We start from the raw sequence: 14,332 nt of genomic DNA on the forward strand, positions 1-14,332 counted from the left end.
TAAGGACGCCATATCAAACATTGACGGGTCCGAACGTCACTCCTATGATCGGGCGGGAGTTTCCCTGCAGTTGCCTCGCGACAGGAGACGCCCCGCCATGACCCGCTCCACCCGTAAGCCCTTGCGCAGCCAGGCCTGGTTCGGCAAAGCCGACAAGGACGGCTTCATTCACCGCTCGTGGATGAAGAATCAGGGCATCCCTCACGACGCGTTCGACGGCCGCCCCGTCATCGGCATCTGCAATACGTGGTCGGAACTCACGCCGTGCAACGCGCATTTTCGCGAACTCGCGGAGTATGTGAAAAAAGGCGTGTACGAAGCCGGCGGCCTGCCGCTCGAATTTCCCGTCATGTCGCTAGGCGAATCGAACCTGCGGCCCACCGCAATGCTGTTTCGCAACCTTGCCTCCATGGACGTGGAGGAGTCGATTCGCGGCAATCCGATCGACGGCACGATTCTGCTCGTCGGTTGCGACAAGACCACGCCTGCCTTGCTGATGGGCGCGGCGTCGTGCAACTTGCCCGCGCTCGCTGTCTCGGGCGGCCCGATGCTCAACGGGCGCTTCCGGGGCCATGAAATCGGCTCGGGCACGGGCGTGTGGCAAATGTCGGAGGAAGTGCGCGCGGGGACGATGTCGCAGGCCGAATTCGTCGAGGCGGAGTCGTGCATGAACCGCTCTCGCGGCCACTGCATGACCATGGGCACGGCTTCCACGATGGCCTCGATGGTCGAATCGCTGGGCATGGGGCTGCCGCACAACGCGGCCATTCCCGCGGTCGATGCGCGCCGCCAGGTGCTCGCGCAACTCGCCGGGCGGCGCATCGTCGAGATGGTGCGCGAGGACCTCACGATGTCGAAGATCCTTACGCGCGCGGCGTTCGAAAACGCGATCCGCACCAACGCGGCCATCGGCGGGTCGACCAACGCCGTCGTGCATCTGATCGCGCTCGCGCGGCGCATTGGCGTGCCGCTTTCGCTCGACGACTGGGAACTCGGCTCCGATGTCCCTTGCCTCGTGAATCTGCAGCCGTCCGGCCATTATCTGATGGAGGATTTTTACTACGCGGGCGGCCTGCCAGCGGTGCTTCGGCAACTGGGCGAGCAAGGGCTGCTGCATCGGGACGCGTTGACGGTCAACGGTAAAACGCTCTGGGAAAACGTGGCCGACGCGCCGAACTACAACGCCGAAGTCATTACCTCGTGTGCGCAGCCGTTCAAGCCCAAAGCCGGCATCGCCGTGCTCAAGGGCAACCTCGCGCCCGACGGCGCGGTCATCAAGCCTTCGGCCGCCACGCCGGCGCTGTTGCGTCATCGTGGCCGCGCGGTGGTGTTCGAGAACGTCGAGGAACTGCACGCGAAGGTCGATGACGCCTCGCTCGATATCGACGAGCATTGCATCATGGTCCTCAAAGGCGCGGGGCCCAGGGGCTATCCGGGCTTCGCCGAGGTCGGCAACATGCCGCTGCCGAAGAAAGTGCTGCAAAAGGGCATTACCGACATGGTGCGCATTTCGGACGGCCGCATGAGCGGCACGGCGTATGGTGCAGTCGTGCTGCACGTGTCGCCCGAAGCGGCGGCGGGCGGTCCGCTTGCGCTCGTGCGCACGGGCGACATGATCGAGCTGGACGTTGCGGCGCGGCGCCTGCATCTGGAAGTCTCCGACGCAGAACTCGCGCGCCGCAAGACGGAGTGGCAGGCGCCTGAGCTGCCCGAGCGCGGATATTACCGGCTTTACGTCGAACACGTGCTGCAGGCCGACAAGGGCGCCGACCTGGACTTTCTTGTCGGCGCGAGCGGTGCGGCCGCGCCGCGCGACTCCCACTGAGCGTGCCATGGCGGGGCTCGACGTGACGGTCGGCGTTCAGAACGCGCCCGGATATCTGGGCATCGGGCTCACGCCGGGCAGTTTGCGCGCGCTTGCCGCGCAATGCCCGAACTTCCGTGTGCTCAAGGGCGAGGGCCCGGCGGTCACGATCGCCGAAACGATCGCGCAGATCGGCGACCTGATGCCCGTGCTCAACCGCCGCGGCGGGCTGGAATTGCTCGACAACTTGCGCGCCGGCTGCGCGGGCATGATCGTCGCGCCCGATTGCTTCGACTGGCAGCAGCAGGCGTACGCCGCGTTTTGCTCGGGCGATATCGAGCGCGCGCAGCCCTGTACCAGCAGGTGCTGCCCGCCATCGTCTTCGTCATGCAGTCGCTCGATACGCTGATTTGCTACGGCAAGCGCATTGCGGCGTGGCGTATGGGCATCGACGTCGACCATGAGCGCGACGTGAAGCTGGCGCCGAGCCGCTTCGGCCTCGAAGCCGCCCGGCGATTCGCGCGGCAACTGGGCCCGCTCGCGTGATCACCGCGCATGCAGATGGGGCACGCCCTCGCTCGTCGCGACCTTGAGCTGATGCAGCGCCCGGTGCGCCTTGTTCAACTGCGCCTGCGCGGCAATGCGCTGCGCCTCCAGCTGAGCGACGTCCTTGCGTATCTGGTGCTGGCGGCCCGTCACCGTCTGTTCCTGTTCCGCATGGCGCTGCAGGTCCACGCGCAGGCGTTCGGCCTGGGCTTCCGACTCCTCGATCTGCCGCGTGAGCTCCGCGTTTTGGGCGACGAGTTGCACGCGGCGCGTTTCGCCGTCGGCGAGGCGCGTGGCTTGCTCCTGCATCAGGTGAAACGCCGAGCCGGCTGCGTCGAGGTCGTTGGCTTTCAGCGCGCGCCACAGTACGCTTTCCTGATGCAGCGCGACGAAGTAGCCGAGCGTGGGCGGATGGAAAAAGAGGCTGACCGTATAGGCGAAGCAGCGAAAGACGCGGAAGGTCATCAACTCGTCGGCGGCGTGGAGCGCTTCGAACGCGGCGCCGTCGGCGATCTGCACCGGGCGGCCGTTCAGGTGCGCGGGCATGACCGGCACCGGATGGAGCGTGGAGACCGGCCGAGGCCCGCCGGCGCTTTCGGGCAGCGCGGCCGCGCCCGCCGCCGGTTCCGCGCGAGACTCGATCTCGACGGGGGCCTCAGACGGCGTAATGGTGGGCTCGACCGCGGATTGCGGGACGCGGCTGGCGGCTTCGCTTGCGGCGGCGCGTTGCGTGGCGGCATCATGGGCCACGGCAAGGATTCGTGATGGCGCGCCAGAGAGCGCGGCGTTACGGCGGTTCAGAATGGATTTCACGGCGGTTCCCCCAGTTTGGCGCGCCGAAACCATGGCGCTCCGCGCGCGGCAGCGTGGCACACAGGCGCCGGCGCGCGGGCAAATGGGGCGGGCGATGCGGGTAGGGCGCCGTCCGCTCCGGATTCGCGTACTAGTGCAGCAGGCGAGGCCGGCGTGCAATATCGTCGAAGAGCGCACGGCCGGGTTCGAGCGCGAAAAGCCAGGTTTCGTCATAGCCGCTCAGCGTGTCGAGCGCATCGCGCAAGCGCTCGATGACCACGGCGGGAATTTCCACGGACGCCTGGGTGGCGCCGGAAAGCCGTGCGACGCTGGCGTGCTGGACCAGTTCGTCGGCGGCTTCGGCCACGTCGGCCGCAAAGATGAGATGGTTGTTCAACAATTCGACGAGGCCCGGCGACGACGTGACATCTTCGACGTTGAGCTGCAGCGAAAGAAAGGTGGCTTTGTTCATTCTCGGATCCCTCAGGGCCATGGGACTGCAGCGAGAGGCCTTTCATCTGATTATCGGGTGACGCGTGAACCAGTATAGGCGTTGACCCGCGCAAACGCAGGCCGGGCGAGCATGCCGGCGAAAAAAGGCGGTTGGAGCATGAACGATATAATGGGGGACGTTCGCCATTTCCGGCTTCATTCGCGGAACGTGGCGCGCAAGCGAACGCCTGCGGCCCACCGCGCATCCCATCTGCGTATTTTTTCGTCATACGCGAGGACCAAGCGAGGAACAGCAAGATGAATCGACAACGGCGAAACCCGGGCGCGTATGCGGCGCTGGCCGCCCTCACGCTCGTCTGCAGCGCCTGTAGCAGCACCTTCGCGCCCTGGGAGTCCCCAAGCCCGCCCCCCATGTCCACGAGCGGCGTTCCCGCGGGCTACTACCGCGTCAATCCGGGCGACACGCTCTCGCGCGTCGCCGGGGCCTTCGGCCAGCGTCCCCAGGACATCGCGAGCTGGAACCAGCTGCCTTCCGCCAACGCGCAGCTCCTGCCAGGCCAGGTGCTGCGCGTCGCTCCGCCGCCCAACTACGCAACAGCTGCGCCGCAGGCGCAGATGCCTGGCGGTGCACCCGCTGCCGCCGGCGTAGCCATGCCCGCGCCCGTGGCGCCCAGCATCGCGCTCGCGTGGCCGGCGCGCGGGCCGATCCTGCAGCGCTTCGTGCCGGGCAAGTCCACCGGCATCGTGATCGGCGGCACGCCCGGCGAGGAGGTCAAGGCCGCCGCCGCTGGCCGTGTGGTCTATGCGGGCACGGGTATCGAGGCCTACGGGCCGCTCGTGATCATCAAGCACAACGACCAGGTCGTGACAGCTTATGGCCGCAACGGCAAGCTGCTCGTGAAGGAAGACGACGCCGTCTCGCAAGGCCAGCCGATCGCGGAAATGGGCAGCGGCGGTGTTCAGTTCGAAGTCCGTAGCGACGGCAAGCCCGTCGATCCGCTGCCGCTGCTCGCGCACTAGCCGGGGCGAAAGCGCGCCTTGCGCCCGGACCGGCATTGCGCTGGGCCGCGGTTTGAAAATACACTCGATGGTTCTCACGCCGTGCGGCGCGCGCCCGACAAGGCGCGCGCCAGTGCGTCCCGCGCGTGCTTCAACCACGAGGATTTCATCGCAATGATCGACCTGCGCAGCGACACCGTCACCCGACCGAGCGAAGCCATGCTCGCCGCCATGACGCGCGCCGAAACCGGCGACGACGTATGGGGCGACGACCCGACCGTGCTGCGCCTGCAGGCGCGCGTGGCACAGGAGGCGGGCAAGGAGGCGGGACTCTTCTTCCCGAGCGGCACGCAGAGCAACCTCGCCGCGCTGATGGCGCATTGCGCGCGCGGCGACGAGTACATTGTCGGCCAGGCGGCCCACACGTATAAGTACGAGGGCGGCGGTGCGGCCGTGCTGGGCAGCATTCAGCCGCAGCCGCTCGACAACGCCGAAGACGGCTCGATCCCGCTCGAGCGTATCGCCGCGGCGATCAAGCCGCTCGACGACCACTTCGCACGCACGCGCCTGCTCGCGCTCGAAAATACCATTGGCGGCAAGGTGCTGCCGGCGGATTACGTCGCGAAGGCCACGCAGCTCGCGCATGAGCGCGGGCTCGCCACGCACCTCGACGGTGCACGCGTGTACAACGCGGCGGTCGCCTCGGGCCAGCCGCTCGAGGCGCTCACGGCGGGCTTCGACTCGGTGTCGATCTGCTTTTCGAAAGGATTGGGCACGCCGGTGGGGTCGGTCCTGGTGGGCAGCCGCGCGCTCATCGACGCTGCGCATCGCTGGCGCAAGGTGCTGGGCGGCGGCATGCGCCAGTCGGGCGTGCTCGCGGCCGCGTGCCTTTACGCGCTCGATCACAACGTCGCGCGTCTCGCCGACGACCATGCGAACGCCGCGCGTCTCGCCGCCGGTCTTGCGCAGATCGATCAGGTGAAGGTGATGTCGCAGGCCACGAACATGGTGTTCGTGCAGTTCCCGCAGGAACACTGCGCGCCGCTGGAGGCGTATCTCAAGGAGCGCGGCATCCTCACGCAGATGCTGTACGCGTCGCGCTTCGTCACGCACCTCGACGTGACGGCCGCCGACATCGACACGTTCGTGGCGGCGGTGAAGGGCTACTTCGCGCGATAAGCCGGTAGCCGGGCTGGCCAAGGCGCGCTTTTCCCGCGCGCCTTGGCCTCAGACCTCATCCACTCGCACTGCCGGCATCAGCCGCGCTGCACCGCCCGGTGCGACGGCGCGAACAGCCGCAGCCCGCTTGCAATGGCCGCCGCGCCGGCAAAGGCGCAGCCGAGGCCCAGGGCGAGCGTCGGGCCGTGCCGGCCCACGATCCCGAAGCACAGCGCCACCAGCGCCGCGCCCGTGGTCTGCCCGAGCAGACGCGAGACCGCGATGGTGCCACTCGCGCCGCCGCTGCGCTCGGGCGGCGCGCTCGCCATGATCGCCCGCAGGTTGGGCGACTGGAAAAAGCCGAAGCCCGCGCCGCAGATCGCCATGCGCACGACGATGTCCGTCACCGTGGGGTGCGCGGGCAGCAGCGCCAGCGACGCCATGCCCGCCGAGAGAATGGCGAGCCCGATCACACCGAGCAGGCCCGGCGGATAGCGGTCGGAGAGGCGCCCCGCAATGGGCGCCGCGGCGGCCACGACCACGGGCCAGGGCGTCATCAGGAAGCCGGTCTCCACCTGGCTGCGCATCAGCACGGTTTCGAAATAGAACGGCAGTGAGACAAACGCGAGGCCCTGCGCCGCGAATGAGCAGATCGCTGTGACCGACGAAAGCGCGAAAACCGGCCGGCGGAACAGATCCACGGGCAGCATGGGTGCGGGATGCCCGGCCTCGCGGCGGATCAGCAGCGCGCCGAACACCAGCGCCACGACAGCCGCAATGCCCACTTCCATGCCTGGCGCGCGCTGCGCGGCCTCGCCGAGCGCGAAGATCAGCGCCGCGAACGTGATGACATTGAGCACCGCCGCGACGGGGTCGAAGGCGTGCTTGCCGCGCGCCGTCTGCGGCAGCGCGGGCAGCGCGAACACGAGCGCGAGCACGCCGAGCGGCACGTTGATCGCGAAGAGCCACGGCCAGGTGCCCGCGGAGAGGATCAGCGAGGCCATGGTCGGACCCACGGCGAACGAAACGCCCACGATCAGCGCGTTCGTGCCGAGCCCGCGTCCGAGCCGGTGCGGCGGGTAAAGAAAGCGGATCAGCGCCGTGTTCACGCTCATGATGGCGCTCGCGCCGAGCCCCTGCAGCACGCGTGCTCCGGCGAGCGCGGTGAGCGTGGGCGCGAGCGCGCAGGCGAGCGAAGCGACCGTGAAGATCGCGAGGCCGCTGATATAGATGCGCCGGTGGCCGATGATGTCGCCGAGCGCGGCGAGCGGCAGCAAGGTGGCGACCATTGCGAGCTGGTACGCGTTGATGATCCACACCGAGGCGGCGGGGGCCGCGTGCAGGTCGGTGGCGATGGCGGGCAGCGCGGTGTTGGCGATGGCGGTGTCGAGCGTCGCGAGCGCGACGGCGAGCATCACCGCGCCCATGGCGCGGCGGTTCTTCGCGGACATGGGCGCGTCGGGCGGCTCGGTATTGAGCGTGTTGCGGGTTTCGCGCGCCGCGGAAAAGGTTTCGGACAAGACAGTCTCGGGCGGATGGACGATGAAGGCTGCGGCGCGGGCCGAGCGGACGAATTTTGCGATTGTTACAGAGCCCGCCCGGTTCTGCAGGAGACACTCCAGGGCGTGGGGTGACTGTAAGGGTTTGGGTGACGCACTCGATCGCGCATCATGCGCCGGCATATCGCAACTAACCGCCACGCCCGTCATGCGAAGGCATGGCGTCGCGCTGCGCGCGCGCAACCGTCCGCATGGCAAGGGATCGAGGCGGCCGGCGGGTTCCGCGCGGCTGGCGGCCGCGCTCCGCGCCCGGTTGGCGCGCCGCCGCACGCCATTTGAAAATGCACTACTCTGCAAATTGATCTGCGCTCGCTGGCGAGCGGTGCCGGCCTTTTGCGCCGCTGCGCCGATGCGTCATCGTCTCGTTCCGCCGCGCGCGCAGGCCCAGAACAACCGCGCGCCCTGCACCTTTTATGGGCGCGCCGCCATTTCCAGCGCTTTGCGTGGGACTGCACCAAGCGCTCTGCACCAAGTGCACTCGACAGGAGTCGTCGATGACAGCCATCGGTCTCGAGTTCGATCAGTTGCAAAGCAGCGTCGAAGCGCTGCGCCGTTCCCTCTCCAATCGCCTGATGTACGGTGTCGGCAAGGACGCCGTGACGGCCCGTCCGCAAGACTGGCTGCACGCCGCGGTGCTTGCCGTGCGCGACCGGCTCGTCGAGCGCTGGATGATCACCACCCGCCGCCAGTACGACCAGGACGTCAAACGCGTCTATTACCTGTCGATGGAATTTCTCATCGGCCGCACGTTCTCGAACGCGCTGATCGCGCTCGGCATACGCGACCAGATGAAAGAGGCGTTGGCGAGCGTGGGCGTCGACATGGACACGGTGCTCGACTACGAGCCCGACGCCGCGCTCGGCAACGGCGGTCTCGGCCGGCTCGCGGCGTGCTTCCTCGATTCGATGGCGACGCTCGGCATTCCGGGCTTCGGCTATGGCATTCGCTACGACTACGGCATGTTCCGCCAGCAGATCGTGAACGGCGAGCAGGTCGAGGCGCCCGACTACTGGCTGCGCTACGGCAATCCCTGGGAATTCCCGCGGCCCGAGGTCCAGTATCCGGTGCGCTTTGGCGGGCGCACCATGCAGAGCAACGGCCATGTCGAATGGGTCGACACGCAGCATGTCAACGCCATGGCCTACGACACGGTCATTCCCGGCTACGACACCAGCGCGACCAACACGCTGCGGCTGTGGTCCGCGCGCGCGGATGAGGAACTCGACCTCTCGGCGTTCAACCAGGGCGACTATCAGCGTGCGGTGGAAGCGCGCAACATCTCCGAGAACGTCTCGCGGCTGCTCTATCCCGACGACTCGACGATGGCCGGGCGCGAGTTGCGTCTGCGCCAGGAATACTTTTTCGTCTCCGCGACGATGCAGGACCTGATTCGCCGCTATCTGCGCACGCACAGCACGTTTGGGCGCTTCTCCGAAAAGGTCGCGGTGCACCTGAACGACACGCACCCGGTGCTGGCCATTCCCGAGCTGATTCGCCTGCTCGTGGACGTGCATCATCTGCCATGGGACGAGGCGATGGGCCACGTGCGCCGCGTGTTCTCGTACACCAACCACACGCTGATGCCCGAAGCGCTAGAAACCTGGGACATCGAACTATTGGCACGCCTCTTGCCGCGCCACCTCGAAATCATCTTCGACATCAACGCGGCGTTCCTGCGCGAAGCGAGCGACCGCGGCGCGCACGACCTCGACCTGATCCGCCGCATCTCGCTCGTGGACGAATACGGCCAGCGCCGCGTGCGCATGGCCTATCTTGCGATCGTGGCGAGCCACAAGGTGAACGGCGTCTCGAAGTTGCATTCGCAACTGATGACGCGCGATATCTTCGCCGACTTTGCTCGCCTCTTTCCCGACCGCTTCACGAACGTGACCAACGGCATTACGCCACGCCGCTGGCTCGCGCAGGCGAGCCCGCCGCTCGCGCGCCTCGTGGACGAAGCGATCGGGCCGCGCTGGCGCAGCGATCTCTTCGAGCTGGGCGCGCTGAGCAAGCTGCGCGGCGACGCTTCGTTCGAAGCCGCGTTCCGCGCGGCCAAGCGCAGCAACAAGGTGCGCCTCGCACATCGCGCCCTGGAGCGCACGGGCATCGTCTTCAATCCCGATGCGCTGTTCGACATGCAGGTCAAGCGTATTCACGAGTACAAGCGCCAGTTGCTCAACGTGCTGCACGTGATCACGCGCTACAACCGCATTGTCGAAGCGCCGGAGCGCGACTGGGCGCCGCGCGTCGTGCTGTTCGCGGGCAAGGCCGCGTCGGCGTACCGCATGGCGAAGATGATCATCCACCTCATCAACGACGTGGCCGCGAAGATCAACAACGATCCCGTGGTGGGGGATCGGCTCAAGGTGGTGTTCGTGCCGAACTACGGCGTGAGCGTGGCCGAGGTGCTGATTCCCGCGGCGGACCTTTCCGAGCAGATCTCGACAGCGGGCACCGAAGCGTCGGGCACCGGCAACATGAAGCTCGCGCTCAACGGCGCGCTCACCATCGGCACGCTCGACGGCGCGAACATCGAGATCGGCGAGGCCGTGGGGCAGGACAACATCTTCATCTTCGGGCACACGTCCGACCAGGTCGACCAGCTGCGTTGCGCGGGCTACCGGCCGCGCCAGGTCTACGAGGAAAACGCCGAGTTGCGCCGCGCGCTCGACCAGATCCGCACGGGCTTCTTCTCACCGCACGATTCGGCACGCTACACGGACATCTTCCACACGCTCGTGGACTGGGGCGACCACTACCTCGTGCTGGCCGACTACTCGGCCTTCATCGAGGCCCAGGACGCCGCCGACCAGCGCTTCATGGACGTGCCGGCATGGACCGCGAGCGCGATTGAAAACGTGGCGGGGATGGGGAAATTCTCTTCGGACCGTGCGATCGCGGAATACGCCCGCGATATCTGGCACGTGAAGTCGATCGAGATGGAGTGAGGGGCGAGCGTCCGCAGTGCTGCCGGCAGTGCTTCGCGCGGTATCAGGGCGCTGCGGGCCGCGTCGTGCCACCCTCGGCCTGCGCCGCTTGCGCGGCCTTGGCGGTGCGCACCGCTTCTTGCACGCGTTCGAGGAATGCCGGGTCGAGGCTCGTGACCGCCTCGCGCGATTCGCCGCCCGTCACGACATAGAGCCGGTGCAGGGCTTCCTGCCAGAGCCACGCGAGCCAGCCAACCACGATCACCATCACGCCGCACGCGAGACCGGCCGCCGAGCCGAGCACGCCGCCCACGACAGCGCCGGCGGCGCCGAGCAGGCTAATCGCGATCGGCACGACGCGGCTGCGCCGCCCGATGACGATGCGCACGTCCTCGATGTCGCGCATGGGGAACACCTGGCCGGCTGCGGAGAGCGCGTTGCGCGTGACCGAGACGGCGGCTTCGTTGAAAGGGAGTTCCATCGGTTCGATAGCGGCGGGGTAAGAGAGCGCAGCGTACCAGAAGCGGGGCCAGGGCGGGGCCGCGGCGGACATAACGCCGCAGGCCGGACGCATCGCAGGTTGGGCAACGTGCCGATGCCGCTATACTTGCGCGCTCTTATTGCCCCCGTCAGCACCAAGGATTCCCCATGAGCGCACTGCCACGCTGTCCGAAATGCAATTCCGGGTTCACCTACGAAGACGGGGGCGTCTACATCTGCCCGGAGTGTGCGCATGAATGGTCGGGGCAAGCCACCGCGCCGGCCGAAACAGCGGGCAAGGTGTATCGCGATTCGGCCGGCAATGTCCTTCAGGACGGGGATGCCGTCACGGTCATCAAGGACTTGAAACTCAAGGGTTCGGGTGGCGTGATCAAGATGGGCACCAAAGTGAAAAATATCCGGCTGGTGGACAGCGACCACGATATCGATTGCAAGATAGATGGCTTTGGCGCGATGAGTCTCAAATCGGAATTCGTCAAGAAGGCGTGACGAAGGGCGTCGTGCATCAACTGGGATGAACCAAAAAAAGCGGGGCATCCCAAGGGATGCCCCGTCCGGTAAGGCGCGGCGTGCAGCCTGGGCTGCGGCGCGCCGAGCAGAGCCGGCGCTATGAGTCGCCGGCTGCCGCTGTTGCGCAAGTTACGCTGCTTAGAACTTGTGGCGGATACCGACGCGAACCGCGACTTGATCCTGCGAACCCGTGCCCGACGGCTGGTAGATGCTCGAGTTCGAGTCGCCGATCTGCGCCTGAACCTTCTGGCCGTTCGGGAGCGTGCCCGATGCGTCCTGGTACGACACGAGACCGTAGACGTCGGTGCGCTTGCTCAGCGCGTAGTCAACCGATGCGTTGACCTGGTTCCAGTGAGCCGTCTGGCTGCCCGAGGTGCGCGAGTACGTGTAGCCGAGGCCAGCCGTGAGAGCCGGCGTGAAGGCGTACTTGCCGCCTGCTTCGTACGCGTTGTAGAGCGTCGACGAACCGGCGATCGGCGAGAGCAGCGTGTTGGTCCACAGGGCCCACAGCGTTGCCGGGCCGACGATGTAACGGCCACCAACGCCAAACGAGCGCAGGCCGTGCAGCGCGACGCTGGTCTGGGTCGCCGGCAGGTTGGCGATCGAGGTCGTCGACTGCGTGGTGTTGGCCGGGTACGTGATGTTCGTGTACGCGGCGCCGAGGCTGAACGGGCCGTAGCCGTAGTTCGCGCCGAAGCTGTAGGCACGCGACGAAGCCGTCGAAGCCGTTGTCGGTGCGCCGGCGAACGACGTCGAGTTCGAGAAGCCATACAGACCGCCGAACGTGAAGCCCGAGAAGTTCACGCTCTGGAACTTGACCGCGTTGTTGATGCGGCTCGACGTAAGCTGGTCGACGTCATTGAAGTGGTATGCCCAGTTACCCGAAACCGTGTTGCCACCGGTCGAGTACTGCGAGCCGAGAATGTCCGTGCTGAACGAGTATTGACGGCCGAACGTCAGCGAACCGATGTTCGACTGCGTCAGACCGACGAATGCTTGACGGCCGAACATCGCGCCGCCCTGGCCTGCCGTGCCGTTACCGCTGTTGAAGCCGTTTTCGAGCACGAAGATCGCCTTCAGGCCGCCGCCCAGGTCTTCCGTGCCGCGCAGGCCCCAACGGCTGCCTTGAGCTACGCCGTCACCGTACGAATATTGGTGCGAGCTGCCGCCCGTCGCGTTCTTCACGTTGCTGATGTAGTTCACACCCGCGTCGATGATGCCGTACAGCGTCACGCTGCTTTGTGCGTGGGCAACGCCTGCGATCGAGGCAAGAATAGCGGTGGTCAGAATTTTCTTTTTCAACTGTTGCTCCGGGTAAAGGAAAGATGACGACTCCGGCCTCTTATGGGCCGGTCAATGTGACGGGCTGCAATTTAAGGGTCGATCACGAAAAGAATGTGACAGTAAGGTTTTGTAGGGTAAATGTCGCCATTCTGTTGTGTGGATGCGACATACGGGTTGCAGGCCGGGAGAACGGCGCCTGAAGCCCGCCGTTATTGGATTTGCGGGCGATTTTCCTGTCAATTTGAAAGGCCGGACTGCGACAATCGGCCATATAAGATTTTTTTCTAAGCTTTCTTCTATTTGCCGGGTTAATCGATCTTTTGAATCTGGCTTCAAGCTGAGTGTGATTAATCCCAAGAACGCATTAACGGCCGATCAATGCGCGCTTTACATGGTTGATTGCCACCGATTCATGAAAGTGGAAAATTAGTTACCCGAAATAATCGAAATGGCGGGAAACGCCCATGAAAAAAGGGCTCGCACCCAGGAGGCGAGCCCTTTGACGGTAAGGCGTTGCCGTTACAGCGAGAGAAGCGAGCCGCTGCGAATGGGCTTTTCGCCGGCAATGCGTGCGACTTCCATGCCGGCCGTGGCGAAGCGCGCGCTATGGCGTGCGTACATCACACCGCTCACGCCCGCGTGCAGCGTGGTCACGGTGTCGGCGAGCGGGTCGATGACATCGGCAATTGCCGCGCCGCGTTCCACCCACGTGCCGCAATCCACGCGAAACACGAGCACGCCGCTGGCAGGGGCCACGATCGGCTCCGTGCCCGCGAGCGGCGTGGCCGCATGGGCGAGTGGCGGCAGCGGCGCGGCCGTGCCTTCGATGACGCCGCGCCCGATCAGATAGTCGACGATGGCCTGGGCGTCGTGCTCGGCGAGTTCGTGCGAGACGTCGCGCTGGCCGCGCAGTTCGACCGTTACCGAAATCGAGCCGTACGGAATGGGGAAGCGCGTGCCGAAGTGCTCGCGCAGCTCCGACCAGCAGAAGCTGTGAATCTCGTCGAACGGATTGCCGATCGAGTTGAGCGCGAGGAGCGACGCCTTGGCGTCGAGATAGCGCGCGAGCGGCTCGACTTCGGGCCACAGTTCGGGGTTCGTGTAGATGTGCATGGCGGCTTCCCAGTCGCAATGCAGGTCCAGCACGATGTCGGCGTCATACGAAAGGCGCTGGAGCGCGAGCCGCATCGAATCGAGTTCGGTTTTCGGCTTCTGCGCGGTCAGTGCTTCGCCCATGGCGGCGCGGATCGCGGTGCGGTTCGCGGCTTCGTCGAGCCCGAGACTCGCCTCGATGTTGGGCAGCACGAGCGCGGTGAGCTCGTGGAAATTGCGGTTGAAGTTCTGCGCCGTATTCGACTCGAAGCGGCCGATCATATGCCCGAGCCAGTGCTGATTCAGACCCACGGGGTTGGGCACCGGCACGATCACGATCTCGCCGCGAAGGCGGCCCGCAGCTTCCAGCTCCGCGAGCTTGCGGCGCAGCGCCCACGAGACGAGCATGCCCGGCAGTTCGTCGGCGTGCAGCGAGGACTGAATGTAGACCTTGGGACCGCCGGCGTTGCCGTAGTGGAAACTGGCAAGTTCCCGCGCGGTACCGAGGGCGGGCGCGATCAACGGGTGGTTTCGGGTTTGCATGATGGGTGCGCGAGGCGCGGCGGCCCGCAAAAGGTGTTGGAGTGAACGATGGCCCCGCAGGAACACGCAGGGGCCGCAGCCCGATCTTAGCCGATTCGACGCGCCGCCGGAACCAGCGCGCCCGCGCACGTCTGCGGCATCGTCAGAAAATAGGGAATCCGAAA

General features: G+C 66.2%; 13 protein-coding genes. 7 read left to right on the forward strand and 6 right to left on the reverse strand.

The annotated features are described in order from the left end of the window. Positions 1 to 97: 97 nt before the first annotated feature. From M3I56_RS09885 to M3I56_RS09895, 3 genes are read left to right on the forward strand one after another with little or no spacing between them, the layout of a single operon-like run. Positions 98 to 1,825 carry an IlvD/Edd family dehydratase gene (locus M3I56_RS09885; RefSeq protein ID WP_254353639.1) on the forward strand — a complete coding sequence of 576 codons (1,728 nt, stop codon included), beginning with the start codon at positions 98 to 100 and terminating at the stop codon, positions 1,823 to 1,825. A gap of 7 nt (positions 1,826 to 1,832) precedes the next feature. Next, entirely contained in the window at positions 1,833 to 2,213 is a 381-nt protein-coding gene (locus tag M3I56_RS09890; RefSeq protein WP_254353640.1) for a hypothetical protein, read from the forward strand. Further along, the gene (locus M3I56_RS09895; protein WP_254353641.1) at positions 2,192 to 2,350 is read left to right on the forward strand and encodes a hypothetical protein; all 159 of its coding nucleotides are present in this window, start codon (positions 2,192 to 2,194) and stop codon (positions 2,348 to 2,350) included. The genes M3I56_RS09890 and M3I56_RS09895 overlap by 22 nt, the downstream gene beginning before the upstream one ends. Here the strand turns inward: M3I56_RS09895 and M3I56_RS09900 are convergent, their stop codons facing one another. Both M3I56_RS09900 and M3I56_RS09905 read right to left on the reverse strand, forming a co-directional pair. Further along, positions 2,351 to 3,163: a DUF2968 domain-containing protein gene (locus tag M3I56_RS09900; protein WP_254353642.1), complete on the reverse strand. Its 813-nt coding sequence runs from the start codon at positions 3,161 to 3,163 to the stop codon at positions 2,351 to 2,353. It lies immediately after the preceding gene. A gap of 130 nt (positions 3,164 to 3,293) precedes the next feature. Next, complete coding sequence (locus M3I56_RS09905; protein ID WP_254353643.1) at positions 3,294 to 3,614, reverse strand: hypothetical protein; 321 nt, start codon at positions 3,612 to 3,614, stop codon at positions 3,294 to 3,296. A 278-nt stretch (positions 3,615 to 3,892) separates the two neighbouring features. Between M3I56_RS09905 and M3I56_RS09910 the strand changes: the two genes are divergently transcribed. Continuing rightward, positions 3,893 to 4,615, forward strand: coding sequence for a peptidoglycan DD-metalloendopeptidase family protein (locus M3I56_RS09910; protein WP_254353644.1), 723 nt, complete (start codon positions 3,893 to 3,895; stop codon positions 4,613 to 4,615). 153 nt (positions 4,616 to 4,768) lie between these two features. Further along, on the forward strand, positions 4,769 to 5,773 hold the full coding sequence (gene ltaE, locus M3I56_RS09915) for a low-specificity L-threonine aldolase (RefSeq protein WP_254353645.1): 1,005 nt from the start codon (positions 4,769 to 4,771) through the stop codon (positions 5,771 to 5,773). A 77-nt stretch (positions 5,774 to 5,850) separates the two neighbouring features. On the opposite strand, the gene M3I56_RS09920 is transcribed toward ltaE, so the two are convergent. Beyond that, entirely contained in the window at positions 5,851 to 7,203 is a 1,353-nt protein-coding gene (locus M3I56_RS09920; RefSeq protein WP_254353704.1) for an MFS transporter, read from the reverse strand. A 602-nt stretch (positions 7,204 to 7,805) separates the two neighbouring features. Between M3I56_RS09920 and M3I56_RS09925 the strand changes: the two genes are divergently transcribed. Next, a complete protein-coding gene (locus tag M3I56_RS09925; RefSeq protein ID WP_254353646.1) occupies positions 7,806 to 10,259 on the forward strand; it encodes a glycogen/starch/alpha-glucan phosphorylase in 2,454 nt (817 codons plus the stop codon). Between the two features lie 43 nt (positions 10,260 to 10,302). Here M3I56_RS09925 and M3I56_RS09930 read toward each other — a convergent pair whose 3' ends face one another. Beyond that, a complete protein-coding gene (locus M3I56_RS09930) occupies positions 10,303 to 10,719 on the reverse strand; it encodes a DUF6232 family protein (RefSeq protein ID WP_254353647.1) in 417 nt (138 codons plus the stop codon). 167 nt (positions 10,720 to 10,886) lie between these two features. Between M3I56_RS09930 and M3I56_RS09935 the strand changes: the two genes are divergently transcribed. Continuing rightward, a complete protein-coding gene (locus M3I56_RS09935) occupies positions 10,887 to 11,228 on the forward strand; it encodes a zinc ribbon domain-containing protein YjdM (protein WP_254353648.1) in 342 nt (113 codons plus the stop codon). A 159-nt stretch (positions 11,229 to 11,387) separates the two neighbouring features. Here the strand turns inward: M3I56_RS09935 and M3I56_RS09940 are convergent, their stop codons facing one another. Together M3I56_RS09940 and M3I56_RS09945 are read right to left on the reverse strand one after the other, a co-directional pair. Further along, the gene (locus M3I56_RS09940) at positions 11,388 to 12,551 is read right to left on the reverse strand and encodes a porin (protein ID WP_254337117.1); all 1,164 of its coding nucleotides are present in this window, start codon (positions 12,549 to 12,551) and stop codon (positions 11,388 to 11,390) included. A gap of 501 nt (positions 12,552 to 13,052) precedes the next feature. Then, entirely contained in the window at positions 13,053 to 14,168 is a 1,116-nt protein-coding gene (locus tag M3I56_RS09945; RefSeq protein ID WP_254353649.1) for a succinylglutamate desuccinylase/aspartoacylase family protein, read from the reverse strand. Positions 14,169 to 14,332: the final 164 nt, after the last annotated feature.

The sequence above is a fragment of the Paraburkholderia sp. CNPSo 3281 genome, assembly GCF_024206515.1.
GTDB classification, from domain to species: Bacteria; Pseudomonadota; Gammaproteobacteria; order Burkholderiales; family Burkholderiaceae; genus Paraburkholderia; species Paraburkholderia nodosa.

Bases quoted from the DNA above. Each gene is read 5' to 3' on its own strand.
- M3I56_RS09885 (WP_254353639.1), top strand. From the start codon at position 98: ATGACCCGCTCCACCCGTAAGCCCTTGCGCAGCCAGGCCTGGTTCGGC.
- M3I56_RS09890 (WP_254353640.1), top strand. From the start codon at position 1,833: ATGGCGGGGCTCGACGTGACGGTCGGCGTTCAGAACGCGCCCGGATAT.
- M3I56_RS09895 (WP_254353641.1), top strand. From the start codon at position 2,192: ATGCAGTCGCTCGATACGCTGATTTGCTACGGCAAGCGCATTGCGGCG.
- M3I56_RS09905 (WP_254353643.1), bottom strand. From the start codon at position 3,614: ATGAACAAAGCCACCTTTCTTTCGCTGCAGCTCAACGTCGAAGATGTC.
- M3I56_RS09910 (WP_254353644.1), top strand. From the start codon at position 3,893: ATGAATCGACAACGGCGAAACCCGGGCGCGTATGCGGCGCTGGCCGCC.
- ltaE (WP_254353645.1), top strand. From the start codon at position 4,769: ATGATCGACCTGCGCAGCGACACCGTCACCCGACCGAGCGAAGCCATG.
- M3I56_RS09920 (WP_254353704.1), bottom strand. From the start codon at position 7,203: ATGTCCGCGAAGAACCGCCGCGCCATGGGCGCGGTGATGCTCGCCGTC.
- M3I56_RS09925 (WP_254353646.1), top strand. From the start codon at position 7,806: ATGACAGCCATCGGTCTCGAGTTCGATCAGTTGCAAAGCAGCGTCGAA.
- M3I56_RS09930 (WP_254353647.1), bottom strand. From the start codon at position 10,719: ATGGAACTCCCTTTCAACGAAGCCGCCGTCTCGGTCACGCGCAACGCG.
- M3I56_RS09935 (WP_254353648.1), top strand. From the start codon at position 10,887: ATGAGCGCACTGCCACGCTGTCCGAAATGCAATTCCGGGTTCACCTAC.
- M3I56_RS09945 (WP_254353649.1), bottom strand. From the start codon at position 14,168: ATGCAAACCCGAAACCACCCGTTGATCGCGCCCGCCCTCGGTACCGCG.